The following is a 17,062-nucleotide window of genomic DNA, read 5'->3' as shown; positions in this document are numbered from 1 at the left end:
TCTTATTGCAGCTAAGCTTACATGAAGACCATGTAAACCACGCCGGCCACGATAAAGCGATAGATGGCGAACGGCACAAACGAGATGCGTTTGATCAGCGACAGGAAGGTCTTGATCGCGATCAGCGCTACCACGAAGGCAGTGGCAAAACCGACTGCGAACATCGGTAAATCGCCCATCGTCAGGAAGTGCAGACTCTTGTACAGATCCAGTGCACTGGCGCCAATCATCATCGGCACCGCCAGAATGAAAGAGAACTCCGCAGCTGCATAACGATTCACGCCCACCAGCATGCCACCGGCAATGGTGGAACCTGAGCGGGAGAAGCCCGGCCACAGTGCCAGACACTGGAAGCAACCAATCATAAATGCCTGACGATAGGTAATATCATCCAGCCCTTCCGCACTTGGTTTCTTCGGCTTGAACCATTCCGCTGCCAACAGCAGGAAACCGCCGACCACCAGCGCATACATCACGTTTTTCGGTGCGAACAGCGACTTGATAAAGTCATGGAGCAACAGCCCCAACACCACCGCCGGGATCATCGCCAGCAGAATATGGCCCAGTTTCAAATGGCCCGTGGTTTTACCTTCGTGTTCGACCGGCTTACCACCAAAATGAATGCCGATCAGCCCGAACAAGCGACGCCAGAACATCACCACCACCGCCAGAATCGACCCCAGCTGGATGATCACCTCAAAGGTTTTGGCCTTATCGCCGGTAAAACCCAGCCACTCGCCGACAATGATCATGTGCCCGGTAGAAGACACCGGTAAAAATTCAGTTAACCCTTCGACTACCCCAAGAACAAACGCAATAAACAGTGAATGCATGTCCGCCATGTGCTTCGATCACCCTATAAATTTACGGCTATAAACATAAAAAAGCGGCAGTGTTCAATACATTGCCGCTAAAACAATTCTCAGGTTCAGACCAGGTTAACGGCCTTAAGTTGCACAGGTATGACAGAACGTCACACCGGCCGGGTACCACGTTCAATGATCACCCCAACCCGGCTGGCATGTGCAACCGCACCCGGTTTGCTGACCTTAATACGGACCCACGGGGAATTGAAGCGCTGGAGTAATATTTCAGATATTTCCTCTGCAACCCGCTCCACCAACGCAAAGCGATTGGGCTCCACGTGCTGGATGATGGCTTCACTGATATCCGCGTAGCTCAGGCAGTCATTCACATCGTCACTGGCGGCGGCCTGGCGGTTGTCCCAGCCCATTTCGATATCGAACACCAGCTTCTGGCGAATGTTTTGTTCCCAGTCATAAACGCCAATGGTAGTAATTACGGTAAGCTCTTCTATAAATACGATATCCATCACGTCATTCTCTGTTTTTGGCCTTGCCGGATACCACTTCCAGCGGAATATGAGTATTATCCATATATGTTGAGAGTAAAACGACCCTTATTAAACGGAACCGCGTTATGAGTGCTACCGCGCTTGGCATGATTATCTTCGCGTATCTGTGTGGCTCAGTTTCCAGTGCGATCCTGGTTTGCCGGATCGCCAGGCTGCCCGATCCGCGTGAAAATGGCTCAGGGAATCCAGGAGCGACCAACGTCCTGCGCATCGGCGGCCGCGTCGCTGCGGCAGCGGTGCTGGTATTCGATATTCTCAAAGGGATGCTGCCGGTCTGGCTGGCATACAAACTTGATGTCCCGCCGCTGTATCTGGGCCTGACGGCGATCGCCGCCTGCCTGGGACATATCTACCCGGTGTTCTTCCACTTCCGCGGGGGTAAAGGCGTGGCGACGGCGTTTGGTGCCATAGCGCCGATCGGCTGGGATCTTACCGGCCTGATGACCGGGACCTGGCTGCTAACCGTGTTGCTCAGCGGTTATTCCTCACTGGGTGCGATTATCAGCGCGCTGATTGCTCCGTTCTACGTCTGGTGGTTCAAACCACAATTCACCTTCCCGGTAGCGATGCTGTCGTGTTTGATCCTGATGCGGCACCACGACAATATTCAGCGCCTGTGGCGCGGCCAGGAAGGGAAAATCTGGGGTGTCTTCCGCAAGAAGAAAACCGACGCGGCAGAGCAGGAAGAAGAGAAGAAAGAAGACTAATTAAAAAGGCCGGAGATCTCCGGCCTTTCGACTATTTATACTGCAGGCAATTCAGCCAGCGGCCAACGCGGTCGCACCGAAACGCTCAGTTCCGGATTGGCACCGCTCTGCAACCGCACCAGACCCGCATAAGCGATCATCGCGCCGTTATCCGTGCAGAATTCCGGACGGGCATAGAACACTTCACCGCCGCGTTTGTGCATCATTTCCGCCATTTTGGTCCGTAGCGTACGGTTGGCACTGACGCCGCCGGCCATCACCAGTCGTTTGAAACCGGTTTGTTCCAGCGCGCGTTTGCATTTGATTGCCAGCGTATCGACCACCGCATCCTCAAACGCCCGGGCAATGTCCGCACGCGTTTGATCGTCATTCCCATTGGAGCGAATGGTGTTGGCGGCAAAGGTCTTCAGCCCGGAGAAGCTGAAATCCAGCCCCGGACGATCGGTCATCGGCCGCGGGAAGGTGAAACGGCCCGCAGTACCCTGCTGCGCCATTTTCGACAACATTGGCCCACCGGGATAGTCCAGCCCCAGCAGCTTGGCGGTTTTATCGAAGGCTTCACCCGCCGCATCGTCGACCGACTCACCCAACAGTTGGTATTGGCCAATGCCAGTCACGCTGATCAACTGGGTATGACCGCCGGAAACCAGCAGTGCGACAAACGGGAACGCCGGTGGATTATCTTCCAGCATCGGTGCCAGCAGGTGGCCTTCCATGTGGTGCACCGGTACGGCCGGCACGCCCCAGGCAAACGCCAGCGCACGACCAATGGTCGCGCCGACCAGCAACGCCCCCACCAGGCCCGGCCCGGCGGTATAGGCAACGCCGTCGATATCGGCCGCGGTCAGGTTCGCTTCCTTCAATGCCGCCTGAATCAAGGGTACGGTTTTACGCACATGATCGCGGGAAGCCAGCTCCGGCACCACGCCGCCGTAGTCGGCATGCAGCTTCACCTGGCTGTACAATTGATTCGCTAATAAACCGGCCTGATCGTCATACACTGCAATTCCGGTTTCATCGCAGGAGGTTTCTATACCCAGTACTCGCATTACATTTCCCATCATTCACGTGCGGCCGTCAGTTTAGCACAATCAGGCCTGTTTACCGCCAGCGCGGCGCATCTTGTCAGCCACATTGGGCTATGTTGATGATTCCAGCCATAAATGCCTATTTGATTAAAAACGAGCATTTTTTTCTGATTAGTCTATAATCAGCGCCCGATGCAAAATTGCGCATGTTTTACCAGGGTGGCCGCAGGTTTCAATTTGCTGTGGTGCTTTACAAAGCAGCATCCGTTGAAGTAAAATTCCGCACCATTTTGAAATTGCTGGCGCTTGGCCAGCAGCAAACCGAATTTTATTGAGGTGAGAGGCACATGCCTGTAATTAAAGTACGTGAAAACGAGCCATTTGACGTTGCTCTGCGTCGTTTCAAACGCTCTTGCGAAAAAGCGGGCGTTTTAGCTGAAGTTCGTCGTCGCGAGTTCTATGAAAAACCGACTACCGAACGTAAACGCGCTAAAGCTTCTGCTGTGAAACGTCACGCGAAGAAACTGGCTCGCGAAAACGCACGCCGCACTCGTCTGTATTAATTCTTCGGGGGTAACCCCGCCGCGTGAATTTCTGATTTTAAAAATCGCGCAGACCGAGTAGTTGCATACGAAGGCCGTGCTTTCCGAAAGGAATGCGCGGCTTGTTCTCGTTTATAGGCTAGTGAAGTAAGGGCTTATGGCTGGACGAATTCCGCGTGTATTTATCAATGACTTGCTGGCTCGTACCGACATCGTCGATCTGATCGATGCCCGGGTAAAGCTCAAGAAGCAGGGCAAGAACTACCACGCGTGCTGTCCGTTCCACCACGAAAAAACGCCTTCATTTACCGTTAATGGCGAAAAGCAGTTTTATCACTGTTTTGGTTGTGGTGCGCACGGTAACGCCGTCGACTTTCTGATGAATTACGACCGACTTGAGTTTGTCGAAACCATCGAAGAGCTGGCAACCATGCACGGGCTGGAAGTGCCTTACGAGGCGGGCTCCGGACCGACACAAATCGAACGTCATCAGCGCCAAAGCCTGTATCAACTGATGGAACAGCTCAGTGCGTTCTATCAACAGTCACTGCATCAATCTTCCGGTACGCCGGCGCGTAATTATCTGCAACAGCGCGGGTTGAGTGACGACGTTATCCGCCATTTTGCCATCGGCTTTGCACCTGCCGGTTGGGATAATGCATTAAAGCGTTTTGGTCGCGACGCCGACAGCCGCAGCGCATTGAACGATGCCGGCATGTTGGTGACTAACGATCAAGGACGCTCGTACGATCGTTTCCGTGAACGCGTGATGTTCCCTATTCGCGACAAACGCGGGCGAGTGATCGCCTTTGGCGGGCGCGTGTTGGGTGACGGCATGCCGAAATACCTGAACTCGCCGGAAACCGAAGTATTCCACAAGGGTCGTCAATTATACGGCCTGTATGAAGCGCAGCAGAACCACCCTACCCCGCAGCGTTTGCTGGTCGTGGAAGGCTATATGGACGTGGTGGCGTTGGCGCAATACGGCATTGATTATGCCGTCGCCTCGCTCGGAACCTCAACGACGGCTGAACATATTCAGCTGCTGTTCCGCGCCACCGACAACGTGGTCTGTTGCTATGACGGTGACCGCGCAGGTCGTGAAGCGGCCTGGCGCGCACTGGAAACCGCGCTGCCCTATCTGAATGACGGGCGTCAACTGCGGTTTATGTTTTTACCTGATGGTGAAGACCCAGACACATTGGTACGCAAAGAAGGCAAAGAGACCTTCGAACAGCGAATGGAGCTGGCGCAGCCGCTTTCCACTTTCCTGTTCGAAACCCTGATGCCACAGGTCGATCTGAGTAGCCCGGACGGCCGCGCCAAGCTAAGCACGCTGGCACTGCCGCTGATTACTCAGGTGCCGGGCGAAACGTTGCGCTTGTACCTGCGACAACAGCTCGGCAGCAAGCTTGGCCTGCTGGATGATAGCCAGCTCGACAAGCTGATGCCCAAACAGGCTGAAAATGCGAATACCTATCAGGCGCCCCAGCTAAAACGCACAACCATGCGTATACTAATAGGGTTACTGGTACAAAATCCGCAACTGGCTACACTTATTCCTTCACTCGAGGGATTGGAGCAGACCAAACAGGCCGGTTTACCGCTGTTTGTCGAGCTGGTGCAGACCTGTTTAGCGCAGCCGGGCCTGACTACCGGCCTCTTGTTGGAGCAGTATCGCGACAACAAATTGAGCCAGCAACTTGAAACCTTGGCGACATGGAACCATATGATCGTTGAGGAAAGGGTCGAACAGACCTTTTTGGATACCTTGGCCAGCCTTTATGACTCGGTACTGGAGCAACGGCTGGAGACATTGATCGCCCAGGCCAGAACGCACGGCCTCAGCCCGGAAGAACGTGAAGAAGTCCGTTCTCTTAACCAAGTGCTAGCGAAGAAAAACTGAATACCTAAACGGCTTAAGTGCCGATAAATGCGAGGGCAGAGCCCTGCAATATGCCGCCACAGTGGGCCGCGGCAACAACAAAAACGCCCCAAATGCTATTGTTGGCGGTTTCGCCGACCGACACCAACCCCAATACTCTGAAGTGTGGATACCGTCTTATGGAGCAAAACCCGCAGTCACAGCTAAAGCTACTTGTCACCCGTGGTAAGGAGCAAGGCTATCTGACCTATGCTGAGGTCAATGACCATCTGCCGGAAGATATCGTCGACTCCGACCAGATCGAAGACATCATCCAGATGATTAACGACATGGGCATCCAGGTGCTGGAAGAAGCACCGGACGCCGATGACCTGATGCTGGCCGAGAACACCACCGACACCGATGATGATGCGGCGGAAGCGGCTGCTCAAGTGTTGTCCAGCGTTGAGTCTGAAATTGGCCGTACCACCGACCCGGTGCGCATGTACATGCGCGAAATGGGAACCGTTGAACTGCTGACGCGTGAAGGCGAAATCGACATCGCCAAGCGCATTGAAGACGGCATCAACCAGGTTCAGTGTTCCGTTGCCGAGTACCCAGAAGCCATCACCTATTTGCTGGAGCAGTACGATCGCGTCGAAGCGGGCGAAGCTCGCCTGTCCGACCTGATCATCGGCTTCGTCGATCCTAATGCGGAAGAGGACATCGCTCCTACCGCGACGCACGTCGGTTCTGAGCTGTCGACCGAAGAGCAGAAAGACAACGACGAAGAAGATGACGAAGAAGAAGAAGAAGACGATAACAGCATCGATCCAGAGCTGGCTCGTCAGAAATTCTCCGACCTGCGCGATCAGTATGAAGCGACGCGTGTTGTCATCAAAAAGAACGGCCGCAGCCACGCCAGCGCAGCAGAAGAAATTCTGAAGCTGTCTGAAGTGTTCAAGCAGTTCCGCCTGGTGCCAAAACAGTTCGACTTCCTGGTCAACAGCATGCGCATCATGATGGACCGCGTTCGTACTCAAGAACGTATCATCATGAAGCTGTGCGTTGAACAGTGCAAAATGCCGAAGAAAAACTTCGTTACTCTGTTCTCCAGCAACGAGACCAGCGATACCTGGTTCGCAGCCGCACTGGCAATGGCCAAGCCATGGTCAGAAAAGCTGAAAGACGTTGCGGATGACGTCCAGCGCAGCCTGCAGAAACTGCGTCAGATCGAAGAAGAAACCGGCCTGACCATCGAGCAGGTGAAGGACATCAACCGTCGTATGTCTATCGGTGAAGCGAAAGCCCGCCGTGCGAAGAAAGAGATGGTTGAAGCCAACTTGCGTCTGGTTATTTCTATCGCCAAGAAATACACCAACCGCGGTCTGCAGTTCCTGGATCTGATCCAGGAAGGCAACATCGGTCTGATGAAAGCGGTAGACAAGTTTGAATACCGTCGTGGTTATAAGTTCTCAACTTACGCCACCTGGTGGATCCGTCAGGCTATCACCCGCTCTATCGCCGACCAGGCGCGTACCATCCGTATTCCGGTGCATATGATTGAGACCATCAACAAGCTCAACCGTATTTCGCGCCAGATGCTGCAAGAGATGGGCCGCGAACCTACGCCGGAAGAGCTGGCTGAACGCATGCTGATGCCGGAAGACAAAATCCGCAAAGTGCTGAAGATCGCCAAAGAGCCGATCTCCATGGAAACGCCAATCGGTGATGATGAAGATTCACACCTGGGCGATTTCATCGAGGATACCACCCTCGAGCTGCCGCTGGATTCTGCTACCTCGGAAAGCCTGCGCTCTGCAACGCACGACGTCCTGGCTGGCCTGACCGCCCGTGAAGCGAAAGTGCTGCGTATGCGTTTCGGTATCGATATGAACACTGACCACACGTTGGAAGAAGTGGGCAAACAGTTCGACGTTACCCGTGAGCGTATTCGTCAGATCGAAGCCAAAGCGCTGCGTAAACTGCGTCACCCAAGCCGTTCCGAAGTGCTGCGTAGCTTCCTGGACGACTAAGGTTTAGCTGATCGCAAAAAACCCCGGCTCGCCGGGGTTTTTTATTGCCTAAAACATGCTGTTACCGCTGGCAGTTTTCTCCGGTACCGACTGGGTGACGTCCCAATGTTCAACGATTTTCCCCGCATCATTAAGGCGGAAAATATCGATAATCGCGGCTGTCTTGCCCTTTTCTCGTCCGCTGGTCTCCACATGTAATATCACATAGTTACCGTCGACAAATGCCTGTTTGATTTCACTGCGAGAGTTGGGATAACGCGTTTTCAACAGCTCGACAAACTTACGAAAGCCCTCCACACCATCCTGCGCGTTGGGATTATGCTGTTTATATTCGTCACCCAGGTAAGGGCGCGCGGCCACAAAATCCTTATTGTTCAGCCCCTGCTGATAAAACTCCAATACGTTATTTTTGTTCTGCACTTCCTGCGAGCTGTTGCCCGCCTGAACACCACCTGTGACCAACAGCAAACCAACGACACAACCTTTGATTATCGATTTCATACATTAGTCCCAATAAAAATCATTTTAGAGCTAGGAACAGCTCGCGGTAGCTCGCTGTAAGCTGCTCCAGCGTGGCACGGTTCAATCCGCTGGGGTTCGGCAACACCCACACTTCAGTTTTACCGATCGCCATGTCCTGAGGTCCCCAGGACGCGTTGCGAACCCCAAAGGCACTGCTGAACGCCTGCTTGCCTAAAATCGCCAACGCACGCGGCTGGTAACGCAGGATCTTTTCCTTTAACGCCTCACCGCCGCTGAGCAACTCGTCACGCGTTACCTCACTGGCCGCCACCGTAGGCCGCGCCACCAAGGCGGTGATGCCACAACCGGTCTCCTGCAGCTGTTGCCACTGCTCCGGCGCTAACTGACTATCGGTAAAACCGGCCTGATGCACCACTTTCCAGAAGCGGTTGCTGCCGTTAGCAAAAGGGTAGCCTTGATGAGCCGAGGACAGGCCAGGGTTGATGCCGCAAAACACCACCCGCAGGTTGGGCGCCAGGAGTTCCATAGGATTCGAGAGTCCATTAAAGGGATTTACAGCGGTTATCGCAAAATCCGCCAGCAATTACAACAGGCTAGAACTGCGCAGAAAAGCAACATACAGATGGTTAACAGTAGACCTGCGCCGGAGGATTACCGTATAATCTCGCCGCTTGGCCCCTTAGCTCAGTTGGTTAGAGCACGCGACTCATAATCGCTTGGTCACTGGTTCAAGTCCAGTAGGGGCCACCAAATCTCGCTGATATAACAGCAAATCAAGCCACCTTCCTGAAGGTGGCTTTTTTGTTATCTGCCTCATAGAGTGTCATCCATGATTTTGCAGGACACCACGATTGACCGGCTCCCCATTGCTTAATACACCCCAGATGTTAGTAATGTTCCAGCGTGGTAAGCGAACTCCCAGATACCCTATCTGTGTGTTGGGCGACATGGCGCAATACATTGTTGGGCAGAACTTCACTGAAGTTTATGACGATGAATGGCTGATAAATATTGAGGGAAAAACAAGCGTCCGAACGTTAACCAGAATCCCAGTCAAAAAAGTACGAGTCAGCGATGGTAAGATAGCTTTCGATTATTCGATTATTCGATTGACGATATAGCAATTATCGGAAAGGTTGTATTAACCATTTAATGAGACAGGGAGTTACCATGATTGACTACAAAACAGCCTCTAAAGATCAGCTAAAAGCAGAAATGAAGCGCCTGGCATCGGTTGTTTCCGATGTATCTTTTGGCACTAAAAAAGAATTCTTTCATCTGCCAGAAATTCTTAACGCTGGCGAAACACCTCTTGCCATTGCGAGCGGGCAGATGGACGGTAATACTTGGCTCATAACCCTCACCAATAAACGCGTAATTTTTCTTGATAAAGGAATGCTGTTTGGCGTGAAGCAGATTGATGTAAATCTGCAAAACATCGTCAGCGTAGGGGGTAAAACGGGCTTACTATTTGGTGAGATCACTATCTCAACAAGTGGCCAAAACTACACCATCAAAAACGTGATGAAAGCTCCCGTTATTCCTTTTACAAATTTAGTAAATGAAACACGCAATAATGCTACTCAGTCTACGCAGACCAATCCTCAACCAGTAGCGGCAAATCAAGATGATGTCATCGCGAAAATTGAGCGGTTGGCAAAGCTCAAAGCAGATGGTGTTCTGACGGATCAAGAATTCCAACAGCAAAAACAGCTCATTCTTAACGGGTAAGCAATGCCAGCCACCTTCCTGAAGGTGGTTTTTTTGTTTCCGCCCGCTAACCTAATCAGGCACCACCGTTCTGTCGCTGATGCGCCAGCTGTTCGGCACGCAACAGGATTTCCTGCAGATCGTCTTCGTCGATATCAAACAGTTCGCCCTGCATCAGCGCCTCATGCAGATCGGCACGGGTGATAGACACCGCATCAATCGGCAGGTTGACTGACTTGGCTTCGGCCGAGGCCAGGGGGTGCGGATAACGTCGTCCGGCCAGGTTATTAAAGATAATCGCCAACACCGCCAATAACACCGAGTTCAGCAGCACCGGGTACAGCACAAAGCTGTAGCCCAGTTGGTGAATACCCGGTCCGCCGAGGATCGCGGTCAGCGCGACCGCACCGCCGGGCGGATGCAAGCAACGCAGTTTGAACATCAACCCAATCGCCAGCGCCGCCGCCACCCCACAGGCCAGGCCGGGATCGGCAATTAGCAGGCTGGTGCTGACCCCTACCGCAGCAGCCGAGATATTGCCGCCGACGATCGACCATGGCTGCGCCAGTGGACTGTTCGGCACGCCAAACAACAGCACCGCAGAGGCTCCCATTGGGGCGATAAACCACAGGTTTACCTCACCCAGTACAAAATGGCTGATCCAACCGGAAATCATCAGCCCCAGCCCGGCCCCAACGCTGGAAAGCAAAATCTCTTTTTTGCCTACGGCCAACGGATGCGGCCACAAACGTGCGCACCCCATTTTCAAACTTTCTACCCACTGCTTCTTCATGTTACTTCACGCTGCCAAACTCAACTTAATGGCAACAAATATATCACAACGCCGGTGGCCACAGCCTGCAGCACGGGTCGCCGTTGAAATAACTTTCTGCTAACAGATTGATCTTTAGCCATTGCTCGTCAATTATCAAAGTTCGCCTCCCTTTGCTTTGAGGAAAACCCAATGTCTCAGCCGATTGCCGAACTCTATACCGATGCCAACTTTTTCAGCCCCTATGCCATGTCGGCGTTTATTACACTGACGGAGAAAGGCATTCCCTTCACCCTGAAGCCGGTTGACCTGTCGCAGGGGAAAAACCAAGAACCCGCCTACGCGGCGCTGTCATTGACACGCCGGGTACCGACGCTGGTGGTTGGCGAGTTTCAGCTGTCGGAGTCCTCAGCCATCGATGAGTATCTGGATGAGATCCACCCGGCCCACCCGGTGTACCCACGCGATGTCAAACACCGCGCCAAGGCCCGCGAAGTCCAGGCGTGGCTGCGTAGCGATCTGCTGGCGCTGCGCGCCGAACGACCGACAGAGGCGGTGTTCCTGAACGCCAAATTTCCTCCGCTGTCTGCCGCCGCACAGGCTGCCGCCAACAAGCTGATCGCCGCAGTCGAAAAGCTGCTGAGTCACGGCCAGGATAATCTGTTCAGGGAATGGTGTATTGCCGATACCGATCTGGCATTGATGCTCAATCGGCTGGTGATACACGGCGATGCAGTGCCGGAAAACATTCGCCACTATGCGCAAAAGCAGTGGCAACGTCCCTCGGTGCAGGCCTGGTTGGCGCTGCCGGATAAAATGCGCGGGTAAAAAAACCGGCGGCCACGACGCCGCCGTTCTCAATTATCGAGAAACAACATCACTTCTTGAGGGAAGGCAATTCACCATCCAGAGGGCAGATAACCAAACAACGACGCAATCGCGTACACCGCGCTGCCCAGATACAGCAATACGATGCTGACCTGCAACAACGGGTGTGTGATCCAGCTGCACTGCCAGCGTGGCGTTTGGTCGCCGTGCTTGCGCGCCCCACGCAGGATCAGCATCGGCATGATCGACAGGATCACCCCGCTGAATACCCCGGCGAAATACAGCGCGTTAACGAAGGACACCAGCCCGCTGTAAGCCAGCACGAACGGCGGCAACACCACCAGCATCAACACGCCAAAACGGCGCAGCGGCTGTTCGTCATTCCCCAGGCTGAACTGGTCGAAAATATTGGTCAGGAAGCTGCCGCCCAATCCCCAGTAAGAGGTCAGCATCGCGCACAGAGCAAAGATGTTGGCGGAGAAGAACGCCCACTGCCCTAACGCCTGGCCCCAGGAGATGGTCGCCACATCAGAGATACCCGCCAACCCGCTGAGTGCAATCACCGACATCGGCACCGCCGCCAGCAGCACAAAGGTCACCGCCATACCGACCATAATCGCCTTGGGCAGTTGCTCCGGCTTGTCCGAGAAGCCGCGTGCCATTTCCGGCACGATGTATTGCGCCGAGAAGCAGAACACCACCACGTTGAATACCGGCACCATAAAGCGCCAGTCACCGTCCAGCAGGTTGCGCATCTGGGTGGTGTCTTTAAGCAGCGTGGCCGCCACCAGCGCGGTCAGCATCACTACCATACCGATACTGATAAACTTTTCGCCACGGCCAATCGCCTTCAGCCCCAGGTACAACACCCCCGCGGCCGGCACGAAAAACAGCAGGCTGCCGATCGCCGGGGAGATACCAAACAGGGACTGCAACAGCTTGCCGCTGCCGGTCATGTAGGCGGTCAGCGCCCCGACGCTGTTAACGCAGACCGAAGCAAACATCAGCCAGGCGCCAATGCCGCCGACATAACGTTTTGCCAGCCCGCTTAATTGCAGGTGGGCGCGGGTGCGCAGGGTAGATTCGGCGACGTACAGCATGGTGATGGTGGTCAGGCTGCCCACCAGCACCAGCCAAAACAGTAATGGTAAAAAACCGGCCTTGCTGGAAGCGTAAGCGATAGACAGCACGCCGGCGCCAATGTTGGTGCCGACAATCATCGCCACCCCTTCGAGGAAACTCAGTGATTTGGTGGGTGCAGGTGCTCGCACCCCGGCGACAAGCGCCGGAGAAATAGAGGTATTATCAGCAGACATACGGCATCCTTTGTCTCCCGGCGGCCCTGGCCACCGGGATCGGTTAATTTCCCGGTGGTTAACAGCTCACATCGATACACAGGTATTTCAGCTCCAGATATTCCTCAATCCCGTAACGCGATCCTTCACGTCCGAGCCCTGACTGCTTCACGCCGCCAAACGGCGCGACTTCGTTGGAAATCAGTCCGGTATTGATGCCGACCATGCCGTATTCCAACGCTTCAGGTACCCGCCACTGGCGCGAGGCGTTCTGCGTGAACAGGTAGGCGGCCAGGCCGAATTCGGTATCGTTGGCCATGGCGATGGCTTCCGCCTCATCATGGAAACGGAACAGCGGCGCTACCGGGCCAAAGGTTTCTTCTTTGGCGAAGCGCATTTTCTGCGTCACGCCAGTCACGACTGTTGGCTGGAAGAAGGTCCGTCCCAGCGCGTGTGGCTGACCGCCGATAGCGATCTGCGCACCCTTGATCAACGCATCGTCGATATGGCTTTGTACTTTTTCCACTGCGTCCTGGTCGATCAACGGCCCCTGAGTAGTGCCCTCCTGGCTGCCGTCGCCGACTTTCAGTTGTTCGACCGCCGCCACCAGTTTGTCCACCAGACGGTCATAAATGCCATCCTGTACATAGATACGGTTGGCGCAAACGCAGGTCTGGCCGCTGTTGCGGAATTTGGAGGCCATAATGCCCGCCACCGCCGCGTCCAGGTTGGCGTCGTCGAACACGATCACCGGCGCATTGCCGCCCAGTTCCAGCGACAGTTTTTTGATGGTTGGCGCGCACTGCGCCATCAGAATGCGGCCGACCTCGGTCGAACCGGTAAAACTCAGTTTGCGTACTACCGGGCTGTCGCACAGCACTTTACCCACCTGAGCAGCATCGCCGGTGACCACCTGCAATACGCCCGCCGGAATACCGGCATCCTGCGCCAGCTTGCCTAACGCCAGCGCGGTCAACGGCGTTTGTTCCGCCGGTTTAACGATAATGACGCAGCCTGCTGCCAGCGCCGGCGCTACCTTGCGGGTGATCATCGCCGCCGGGAAATTCCACGGCGTGATCGCCGCGCAAACGCCAATCGGTTGTTTGACCACCACCAGACGCTGTGAGGCCAGCGGCGCCTGCAATACCGCCCCGTCGACCCGTTTAGCTTCTTCGGCAAACCAGGTGATAAACGAAGCGGCATAGGCCACTTCGCCACGCGCTTCCGCCAATGACTTGCCCTGCTCAGCGGTCATCAGCTGCGCCAAATCTTCCTGCGCTGCCAGTACCTTGTCGGCCCAGGCCAGCAGCAGTGCAGAACGTTGCTTGGCCGTCAGTTGTTTCCAGCCTTGCTGCGCTACCTGCGCTGCGTTAATCGCCTGCTGGGTTTCTTCACCGCTGACCAGCGGAATGCTGGCCAATTCGACGCCGGTCGCCGGGTTGATCACCGCTTCACGCTTGCCGCTCAGCGCATCGCACCACTCACCGTTAATCAGGCACTGGCTGCGCAGCAGCTCGGGATTATTCAATTTCATTGCCAATCACTCCTTATTGAGCCAGCGCGCGAGAAAGAATGCCCAGCGCCTTGGTGAACTGGTCTTCAGGAATGGTCAGCGGGTACAGGAAACGGATCACGTTGCCATTGACGCCGCAGCTCAGCAGCAACAGGCCTTCTGCCAACGCTTTCTGCTGCACCTGACGGGTAATCTCCGCCGAAGGCTTGCCGGTCTTCGGATCGTTGAACTCCACCGCCACCATCGAACCCTGCGCGCGGATATCCACGATCGCCGGGCTGGTCTGGCGCGCCTGCTGTAGCACTTCCACCAGATGCTGGCCCAGACGTTGCGAACGCTGGCACAGTTGTTCTTCTTCAATCACCTCCAGCACCGCCAGCGCTGCCGCCACCGCCAGTGGGTTACCAGCATAGGTACCACCCAGCCCACCCGGAGCTGGAGCGTCCATCACTTCGGCACGTCCTGCCACCGCCGACAGCGGCATACCGCCCGCCAGACTTTTCGCCATGGTGATAAGGTCGGGTTTCACGCTGTAATGATCCATGGCGAACAGCTTGCCGGTACGGGCAAAACCGGTCTGCACTTCGTCGGCAATCAGTAAAATGCCGTGTTCGTCACACAGCGTACGCAGCGCTTGCATGAATTCGGCCGGTGCGATGTTGAAACCGCCCTCGCCCTGTACCGGCTCCAGCACGATCGCCGCAACCTGCTTGGGATCGATATCCGCTTTAAAGATACGTTCCAGGCTGTTCATCGCGTCTTCGGTGGTCACGCCGTACAGCGCATTCGGGTATTGACCGTGGAACACTGAACCGGGGAAGGGTCCGAAGCCCAGCTTGTAAGGGGCCACTTTGCCGGTCAGCGCCATGGTCATATAGGTACGGCCGTGGAAACCACCGCCAAAGGTGATAAGCCCTGGGCGACCGGTATGGGCACGGGCAATTTTGACCGCGTTCTCTACCGCTTCGGCACCGGTGGTGAAGAAGGCGGTTTTGCATGGGCCTTCGATTGGCGCACGCTGGTTGATACGTTCCGCCAGCGTGACGTAGCTTTCGTAAGGAACAATTTGGTAAGCGGTGTGGGTGAAAGCCTTCAGCTGCTTTTCAATCGCGGCGATCACCTTAGGGTGGCGGTGCCCGGTATTCAGTACCGCAATACCGGAGGCGAAATCGATCACTTCATTGCCTTCTACATCCCACAGCGTGGCGTTCTCTGCGCGCTCTGCGTAAAAATCACACATCACACCTACCCCACGCGGGGTGGCATCCTGACGACGTTGATTCAATTCTGCGTTTTTCATGTTGTTCTCTCCGGTCGGTGGGCGGTGCCATCTGTACGTTTCGTTCACATTCGTGAAACAATGACGTTTATTTACACAGGATGTGGCCCTATAATCGAGAGCCAGTTACGATTAATTGAGGGATCCAATTGCGCTCATTGAGTGGTGACCTGTTATTGCAGCGTCTCGGCGAACAGCCCGATGACAAGCTGCATAAACGGCTATATAACGCGATCCGCACCAGCATTCTGGACGGCAGCCTGCCGCCCTCCAGCCGCCTGCCCGCCTCACGCGATCTGGCGCAGGAGCTTAGCCTTTCACGTAACACAGTTTTAACCGTTTATGAACAATTACTGGCAGAAGGATATGTTCTGGCGCGCGCCGGAAGTGGTACATTCGTCGCCGAAACCGTGCCGGACAGTTGTTTATCCACTGCCAGCGCACCAGCAGGCAGTGACGGGGAACAACGGGGTATTGAACTGTCAGAACGCGGTGCCGCTCTGTTGCACCACGCCAGCGCCAGCCCGAAACAGTGGGGAGCCTTTATCCCCGGCGTGCCCGATGTGAATGCCTTCCCACACCAGTTATTCAGCAAAATCCAGGCACGGATCAGCCGTCGCCCGGCCCCGCAGCGCCTGACCTACAGCAATCAGGGTGGCAGCCCGGAACTGCAGCATGCGTTGGTGGATTATCTGCGTGTGGCACGCTCGGTACGCTGTTCACCGGAGCAAATTCTGATTACCGAAGGTATCCATCAGGCGATAGATCTGGTGACACGGCTACTGTGCAATCCTGGCGACGACGCCTGGATTGAAGAACCGGGCTATTGGGGGATCCGCAATATCCTGCGGATGAACGACGTGAATATCTGCCCGCTGGCAGTTGATGAGGCTGGCATGGTACCGCCGGAGCAACCCACAAGTGCACCGCGACTGATATTTGTTACTCCGTCGCACCAGTATCCGCTGGGATCGGTGATGAGTCTGGCACGGCGACAACGCTTGCTGGCGCTGGCGCGCAACGGCGGCGGATGGATCGTTGAGGATGACTACGACAGTGAATTCCGCTTTTCCGGCCAGCCGATCCCGGCGTTGCAGGGGCTGGAAGCCGACGCGCCGGTGATCTATATCGGCACCTTCAGTAAAACGCTGTACCCGGCGCTGCGGCTGGGTTACGTGGTGTTGCCAAAGCCCTTGATGGCGGCGTTGAAAACCGCCCATGCCGAGCTGTACCGCGGCGGTCACCTGCTAATCCAGACCGCATTGGCGCAGTTTATTCAGGAAGGTCACTATACGGCTCATATTCGTCGTATGCGGTTGTTGTACGCCCGACGCCGGGCGTTTCTGACCGCATTGATCGAACAGCATCTGGGCAAGCAGGCGTTGAGCGAATTCAACAACAACGCCGGGCTGCACCTGATCCTTAACCTGCCGGACGAGGCTGACGACGTGGCGATCGCCGCCGTCGCCAACGAACGCGGCGTACTGGTGCGGCCGCTGTCGCGTTACTACATGCTGCCCAACCATCGCCGTGGCCTGCTGATGGGCTTCGCCTGCGTGCCGGAAGAGCAAATGGCCGCCGCCTTTACCCTGCTGCTGGAATGCATTAATCCCTGAAACGAAAAGGCGGC

17 protein-coding genes and 1 tRNA gene are annotated in these 17,062 nt (G+C 55.3%); 9 read left to right on the top strand and 9 right to left on the bottom strand.

The window, feature by feature from the left end:
* Nucleotides 1–17: 17 nt before the first annotated feature.
* Nucleotides 18–842: an undecaprenyl-diphosphate phosphatase gene (gene bacA, locus OC597_RS10245; protein ID WP_085119304.1), complete on the bottom strand. Its 825-nt coding sequence runs from the start codon at nucleotides 840–842 to the stop codon at nucleotides 18–20.
* A gap of 131 nt (nucleotides 843–973) precedes the next feature.
* Complete coding sequence (gene folB, locus OC597_RS10240; protein WP_006320572.1) at nucleotides 974–1,333, bottom strand: bifunctional dihydroneopterin aldolase/7,8-dihydroneopterin epimerase; 360 nt, start codon at nucleotides 1,331–1,333, stop codon at nucleotides 974–976.
* 107 nt (nucleotides 1,334–1,440) lie between these two features.
* Between folB and plsY the strand changes: the two genes are divergently transcribed.
* Entirely contained in the window at nucleotides 1,441–2,082 is a 642-nt protein-coding gene (plsY, locus tag OC597_RS10235) for a glycerol-3-phosphate 1-O-acyltransferase PlsY (protein WP_261257705.1), read from the top strand.
* A gap of 35 nt (nucleotides 2,083–2,117) precedes the next feature.
* Here plsY and tsaD read toward each other — a convergent pair whose 3' ends face one another.
* The gene (tsaD, locus tag OC597_RS10230; protein ID WP_261257707.1) at nucleotides 2,118–3,131 is read right to left on the bottom strand and encodes a tRNA (adenosine(37)-N6)-threonylcarbamoyltransferase complex transferase subunit TsaD; all 1,014 of its coding nucleotides are present in this window, start codon (nucleotides 3,129–3,131) and stop codon (nucleotides 2,118–2,120) included.
* A gap of 326 nt (nucleotides 3,132–3,457) precedes the next feature.
* On the opposite strand from tsaD, the gene rpsU reads away from it, so the two are divergent.
* From rpsU to rpoD, 3 genes are all read left to right on the top strand, one after another.
* Nucleotides 3,458–3,673, top strand: a complete 216-nt coding sequence (rpsU, locus tag OC597_RS10225; protein ID WP_001144069.1) for a 30S ribosomal protein S21 — start codon at nucleotides 3,458–3,460, stop codon at nucleotides 3,671–3,673.
* A 136-nt stretch (nucleotides 3,674–3,809) separates the two neighbouring features.
* Nucleotides 3,810–5,558: a DNA primase gene (gene dnaG, locus OC597_RS10220; protein WP_261463327.1), complete on the top strand. Its 1,749-nt coding sequence runs from the start codon at nucleotides 3,810–3,812 to the stop codon at nucleotides 5,556–5,558.
* Between the two features lie 158 nt (nucleotides 5,559–5,716).
* Nucleotides 5,717–7,552: an RNA polymerase sigma factor RpoD gene (rpoD, locus tag OC597_RS10215; RefSeq protein ID WP_099065690.1), complete on the top strand. Its 1,836-nt coding sequence runs from the start codon at nucleotides 5,717–5,719 to the stop codon at nucleotides 7,550–7,552.
* 48 nt (nucleotides 7,553–7,600) lie between these two features.
* Here rpoD and OC597_RS10210 read toward each other — a convergent pair whose 3' ends face one another.
* Together OC597_RS10210 and mug are read right to left on the bottom strand one after the other, a co-directional pair.
* A complete protein-coding gene (locus OC597_RS10210; protein ID WP_261425086.1) occupies nucleotides 7,601–8,053 on the bottom strand; it encodes a nuclear transport factor 2 family protein in 453 nt (150 codons plus the stop codon).
* Nucleotides 8,054–8,072: 19 nt separating this feature from the next.
* Nucleotides 8,073–8,561 carry a G/U mismatch-specific DNA glycosylase gene (mug, locus tag OC597_RS10205; protein WP_262208598.1) on the bottom strand — a complete coding sequence of 163 codons (489 nt, stop codon included), beginning with the start codon at nucleotides 8,559–8,561 and terminating at the stop codon, nucleotides 8,073–8,075.
* Nucleotides 8,562–8,708: 147 nt separating this feature from the next.
* Here mug and OC597_RS10200 point away from each other — a divergent pair.
* The 3 genes from OC597_RS10200 to OC597_RS10190 all read left to right on the top strand — a co-directional run bounded on the left by OC597_RS10200 (nucleotide 8,709) and on the right by OC597_RS10190 (nucleotide 9,766).
* A tRNA-Ile gene (locus OC597_RS10200) sits at nucleotides 8,709–8,785 on the top strand.
* A 134-nt stretch (nucleotides 8,786–8,919) separates the two neighbouring features.
* Complete coding sequence (locus OC597_RS10195) at nucleotides 8,920–9,156, top strand: S24/S26 family peptidase (protein ID WP_410071708.1); 237 nt, start codon at nucleotides 8,920–8,922, stop codon at nucleotides 9,154–9,156.
* A gap of 49 nt (nucleotides 9,157–9,205) precedes the next feature.
* Entirely contained in the window at nucleotides 9,206–9,766 is a 561-nt protein-coding gene (locus tag OC597_RS10190) for a PH domain-containing protein (RefSeq protein ID WP_262208596.1), read from the top strand.
* 55 nt (nucleotides 9,767–9,821) lie between these two features.
* On the opposite strand, the gene OC597_RS10185 is transcribed toward OC597_RS10190, so the two are convergent.
* Nucleotides 9,822–10,538, bottom strand: coding sequence for an HPP family protein (locus tag OC597_RS10185; RefSeq protein WP_261257716.1), 717 nt, complete (start codon nucleotides 10,536–10,538; stop codon nucleotides 9,822–9,824).
* A gap of 171 nt (nucleotides 10,539–10,709) precedes the next feature.
* Here OC597_RS10185 and yfcF point away from each other — a divergent pair, with 171 nt between their 5' ends.
* On the top strand, nucleotides 10,710–11,345 hold the full coding sequence (gene yfcF / locus OC597_RS10180; protein ID WP_262208595.1) for a glutathione transferase: 636 nt from the start codon (nucleotides 10,710–10,712) through the stop codon (nucleotides 11,343–11,345).
* Nucleotides 11,346–11,416: 71 nt separating this feature from the next.
* Here yfcF and OC597_RS10175 read toward each other — a convergent pair whose 3' ends face one another.
* The 3 genes from OC597_RS10175 to OC597_RS10165 are packed head-to-tail and all read right to left on the bottom strand — an operon-like array spanning nucleotide 11,417 to nucleotide 15,453.
* Nucleotides 11,417–12,661 (bottom strand): aromatic amino acid transport family protein, encoded by a 1,245-nt coding sequence (locus OC597_RS10175; RefSeq protein ID WP_262208593.1) that lies wholly within the window; start codon nucleotides 12,659–12,661, stop codon nucleotides 11,417–11,419.
* A gap of 58 nt (nucleotides 12,662–12,719) precedes the next feature.
* Complete coding sequence (locus tag OC597_RS10170; RefSeq protein ID WP_261463322.1) at nucleotides 12,720–14,174, bottom strand: NAD-dependent succinate-semialdehyde dehydrogenase; 1,455 nt, start codon at nucleotides 14,172–14,174, stop codon at nucleotides 12,720–12,722.
* Nucleotides 14,175–14,187: 13 nt separating this feature from the next.
* The gene (locus OC597_RS10165; protein WP_085119098.1) at nucleotides 14,188–15,453 is read right to left on the bottom strand and encodes a 4-aminobutyrate--2-oxoglutarate transaminase; all 1,266 of its coding nucleotides are present in this window, start codon (nucleotides 15,451–15,453) and stop codon (nucleotides 14,188–14,190) included.
* A 128-nt stretch (nucleotides 15,454–15,581) separates the two neighbouring features.
* On the opposite strand from OC597_RS10165, the gene pdxR reads away from it, so the two are divergent.
* Nucleotides 15,582–17,048: a MocR-like pyridoxine biosynthesis transcription factor PdxR gene (pdxR, locus tag OC597_RS10160; RefSeq protein ID WP_262208590.1), complete on the top strand. Its 1,467-nt coding sequence runs from the start codon at nucleotides 15,582–15,584 to the stop codon at nucleotides 17,046–17,048.
* Nucleotides 17,049–17,062 lie beyond the last annotated feature (14 nt).

This window comes from Serratia proteamaculans (assembly GCF_946227095.1).
Taxonomy (GTDB): Bacteria; Pseudomonadota; Gammaproteobacteria; order Enterobacterales; family Enterobacteriaceae; genus Serratia; species Serratia proteamaculans_E.
The sequence above is the reverse complement of the archived record's forward strand: the minus strand, read 5'-3'. Positions and strand labels throughout refer to the sequence as shown.

Bases quoted from the DNA above. Each gene is read 5' to 3' on its own strand.
- OC597_RS10185 (WP_261257716.1), bottom strand. From the start codon at position 10,538: ATGAAGAAGCAGTGGGTAGAAAGTTTGAAAATGGGGTGCGCACGTTTG.
- bacA (WP_085119304.1), bottom strand. From the start codon at position 842: ATGGCGGACATGCATTCACTGTTTATTGCGTTTGTTCTTGGGGTAGTC.
- mug (WP_262208598.1), bottom strand. From the start codon at position 8,561: ATGGAACTCCTGGCGCCCAACCTGCGGGTGGTGTTTTGCGGCATCAAC.
- yfcF (WP_262208595.1), top strand. From the start codon at position 10,710: ATGTCTCAGCCGATTGCCGAACTCTATACCGATGCCAACTTTTTCAGC.
- OC597_RS10170 (WP_261463322.1), bottom strand. From the start codon at position 14,174: ATGAAATTGAATAATCCCGAGCTGCTGCGCAGCCAGTGCCTGATTAAC.
- OC597_RS10165 (WP_085119098.1), bottom strand. From the start codon at position 15,453: ATGAAAAACGCAGAATTGAATCAACGTCGTCAGGATGCCACCCCGCGT.
- rpsU (WP_001144069.1), top strand. From the start codon at position 3,458: ATGCCTGTAATTAAAGTACGTGAAAACGAGCCATTTGACGTTGCTCTG.
- rpoD (WP_099065690.1), top strand. From the start codon at position 5,717: ATGGAGCAAAACCCGCAGTCACAGCTAAAGCTACTTGTCACCCGTGGT.
- tsaD (WP_261257707.1), bottom strand. From the start codon at position 3,131: ATGCGAGTACTGGGTATAGAAACCTCCTGCGATGAAACCGGAATTGCA.
- plsY (WP_261257705.1), top strand. From the start codon at position 1,441: ATGAGTGCTACCGCGCTTGGCATGATTATCTTCGCGTATCTGTGTGGC.
- OC597_RS10175 (WP_262208593.1), bottom strand. From the start codon at position 12,661: ATGTCTGCTGATAATACCTCTATTTCTCCGGCGCTTGTCGCCGGGGTG.
- OC597_RS10210 (WP_261425086.1), bottom strand. From the start codon at position 8,053: ATGAAATCGATAATCAAAGGTTGTGTCGTTGGTTTGCTGTTGGTCACA.
- OC597_RS10190 (WP_262208596.1), top strand. From the start codon at position 9,206: ATGATTGACTACAAAACAGCCTCTAAAGATCAGCTAAAAGCAGAAATG.
- folB (WP_006320572.1), bottom strand. From the start codon at position 1,333: ATGGATATCGTATTTATAGAAGAGCTTACCGTAATTACTACCATTGGC.
- dnaG (WP_261463327.1), top strand. From the start codon at position 3,810: ATGGCTGGACGAATTCCGCGTGTATTTATCAATGACTTGCTGGCTCGT.
- OC597_RS10195 (WP_410071708.1), top strand. From the start codon at position 8,920: ATGTTAGTAATGTTCCAGCGTGGTAAGCGAACTCCCAGATACCCTATC.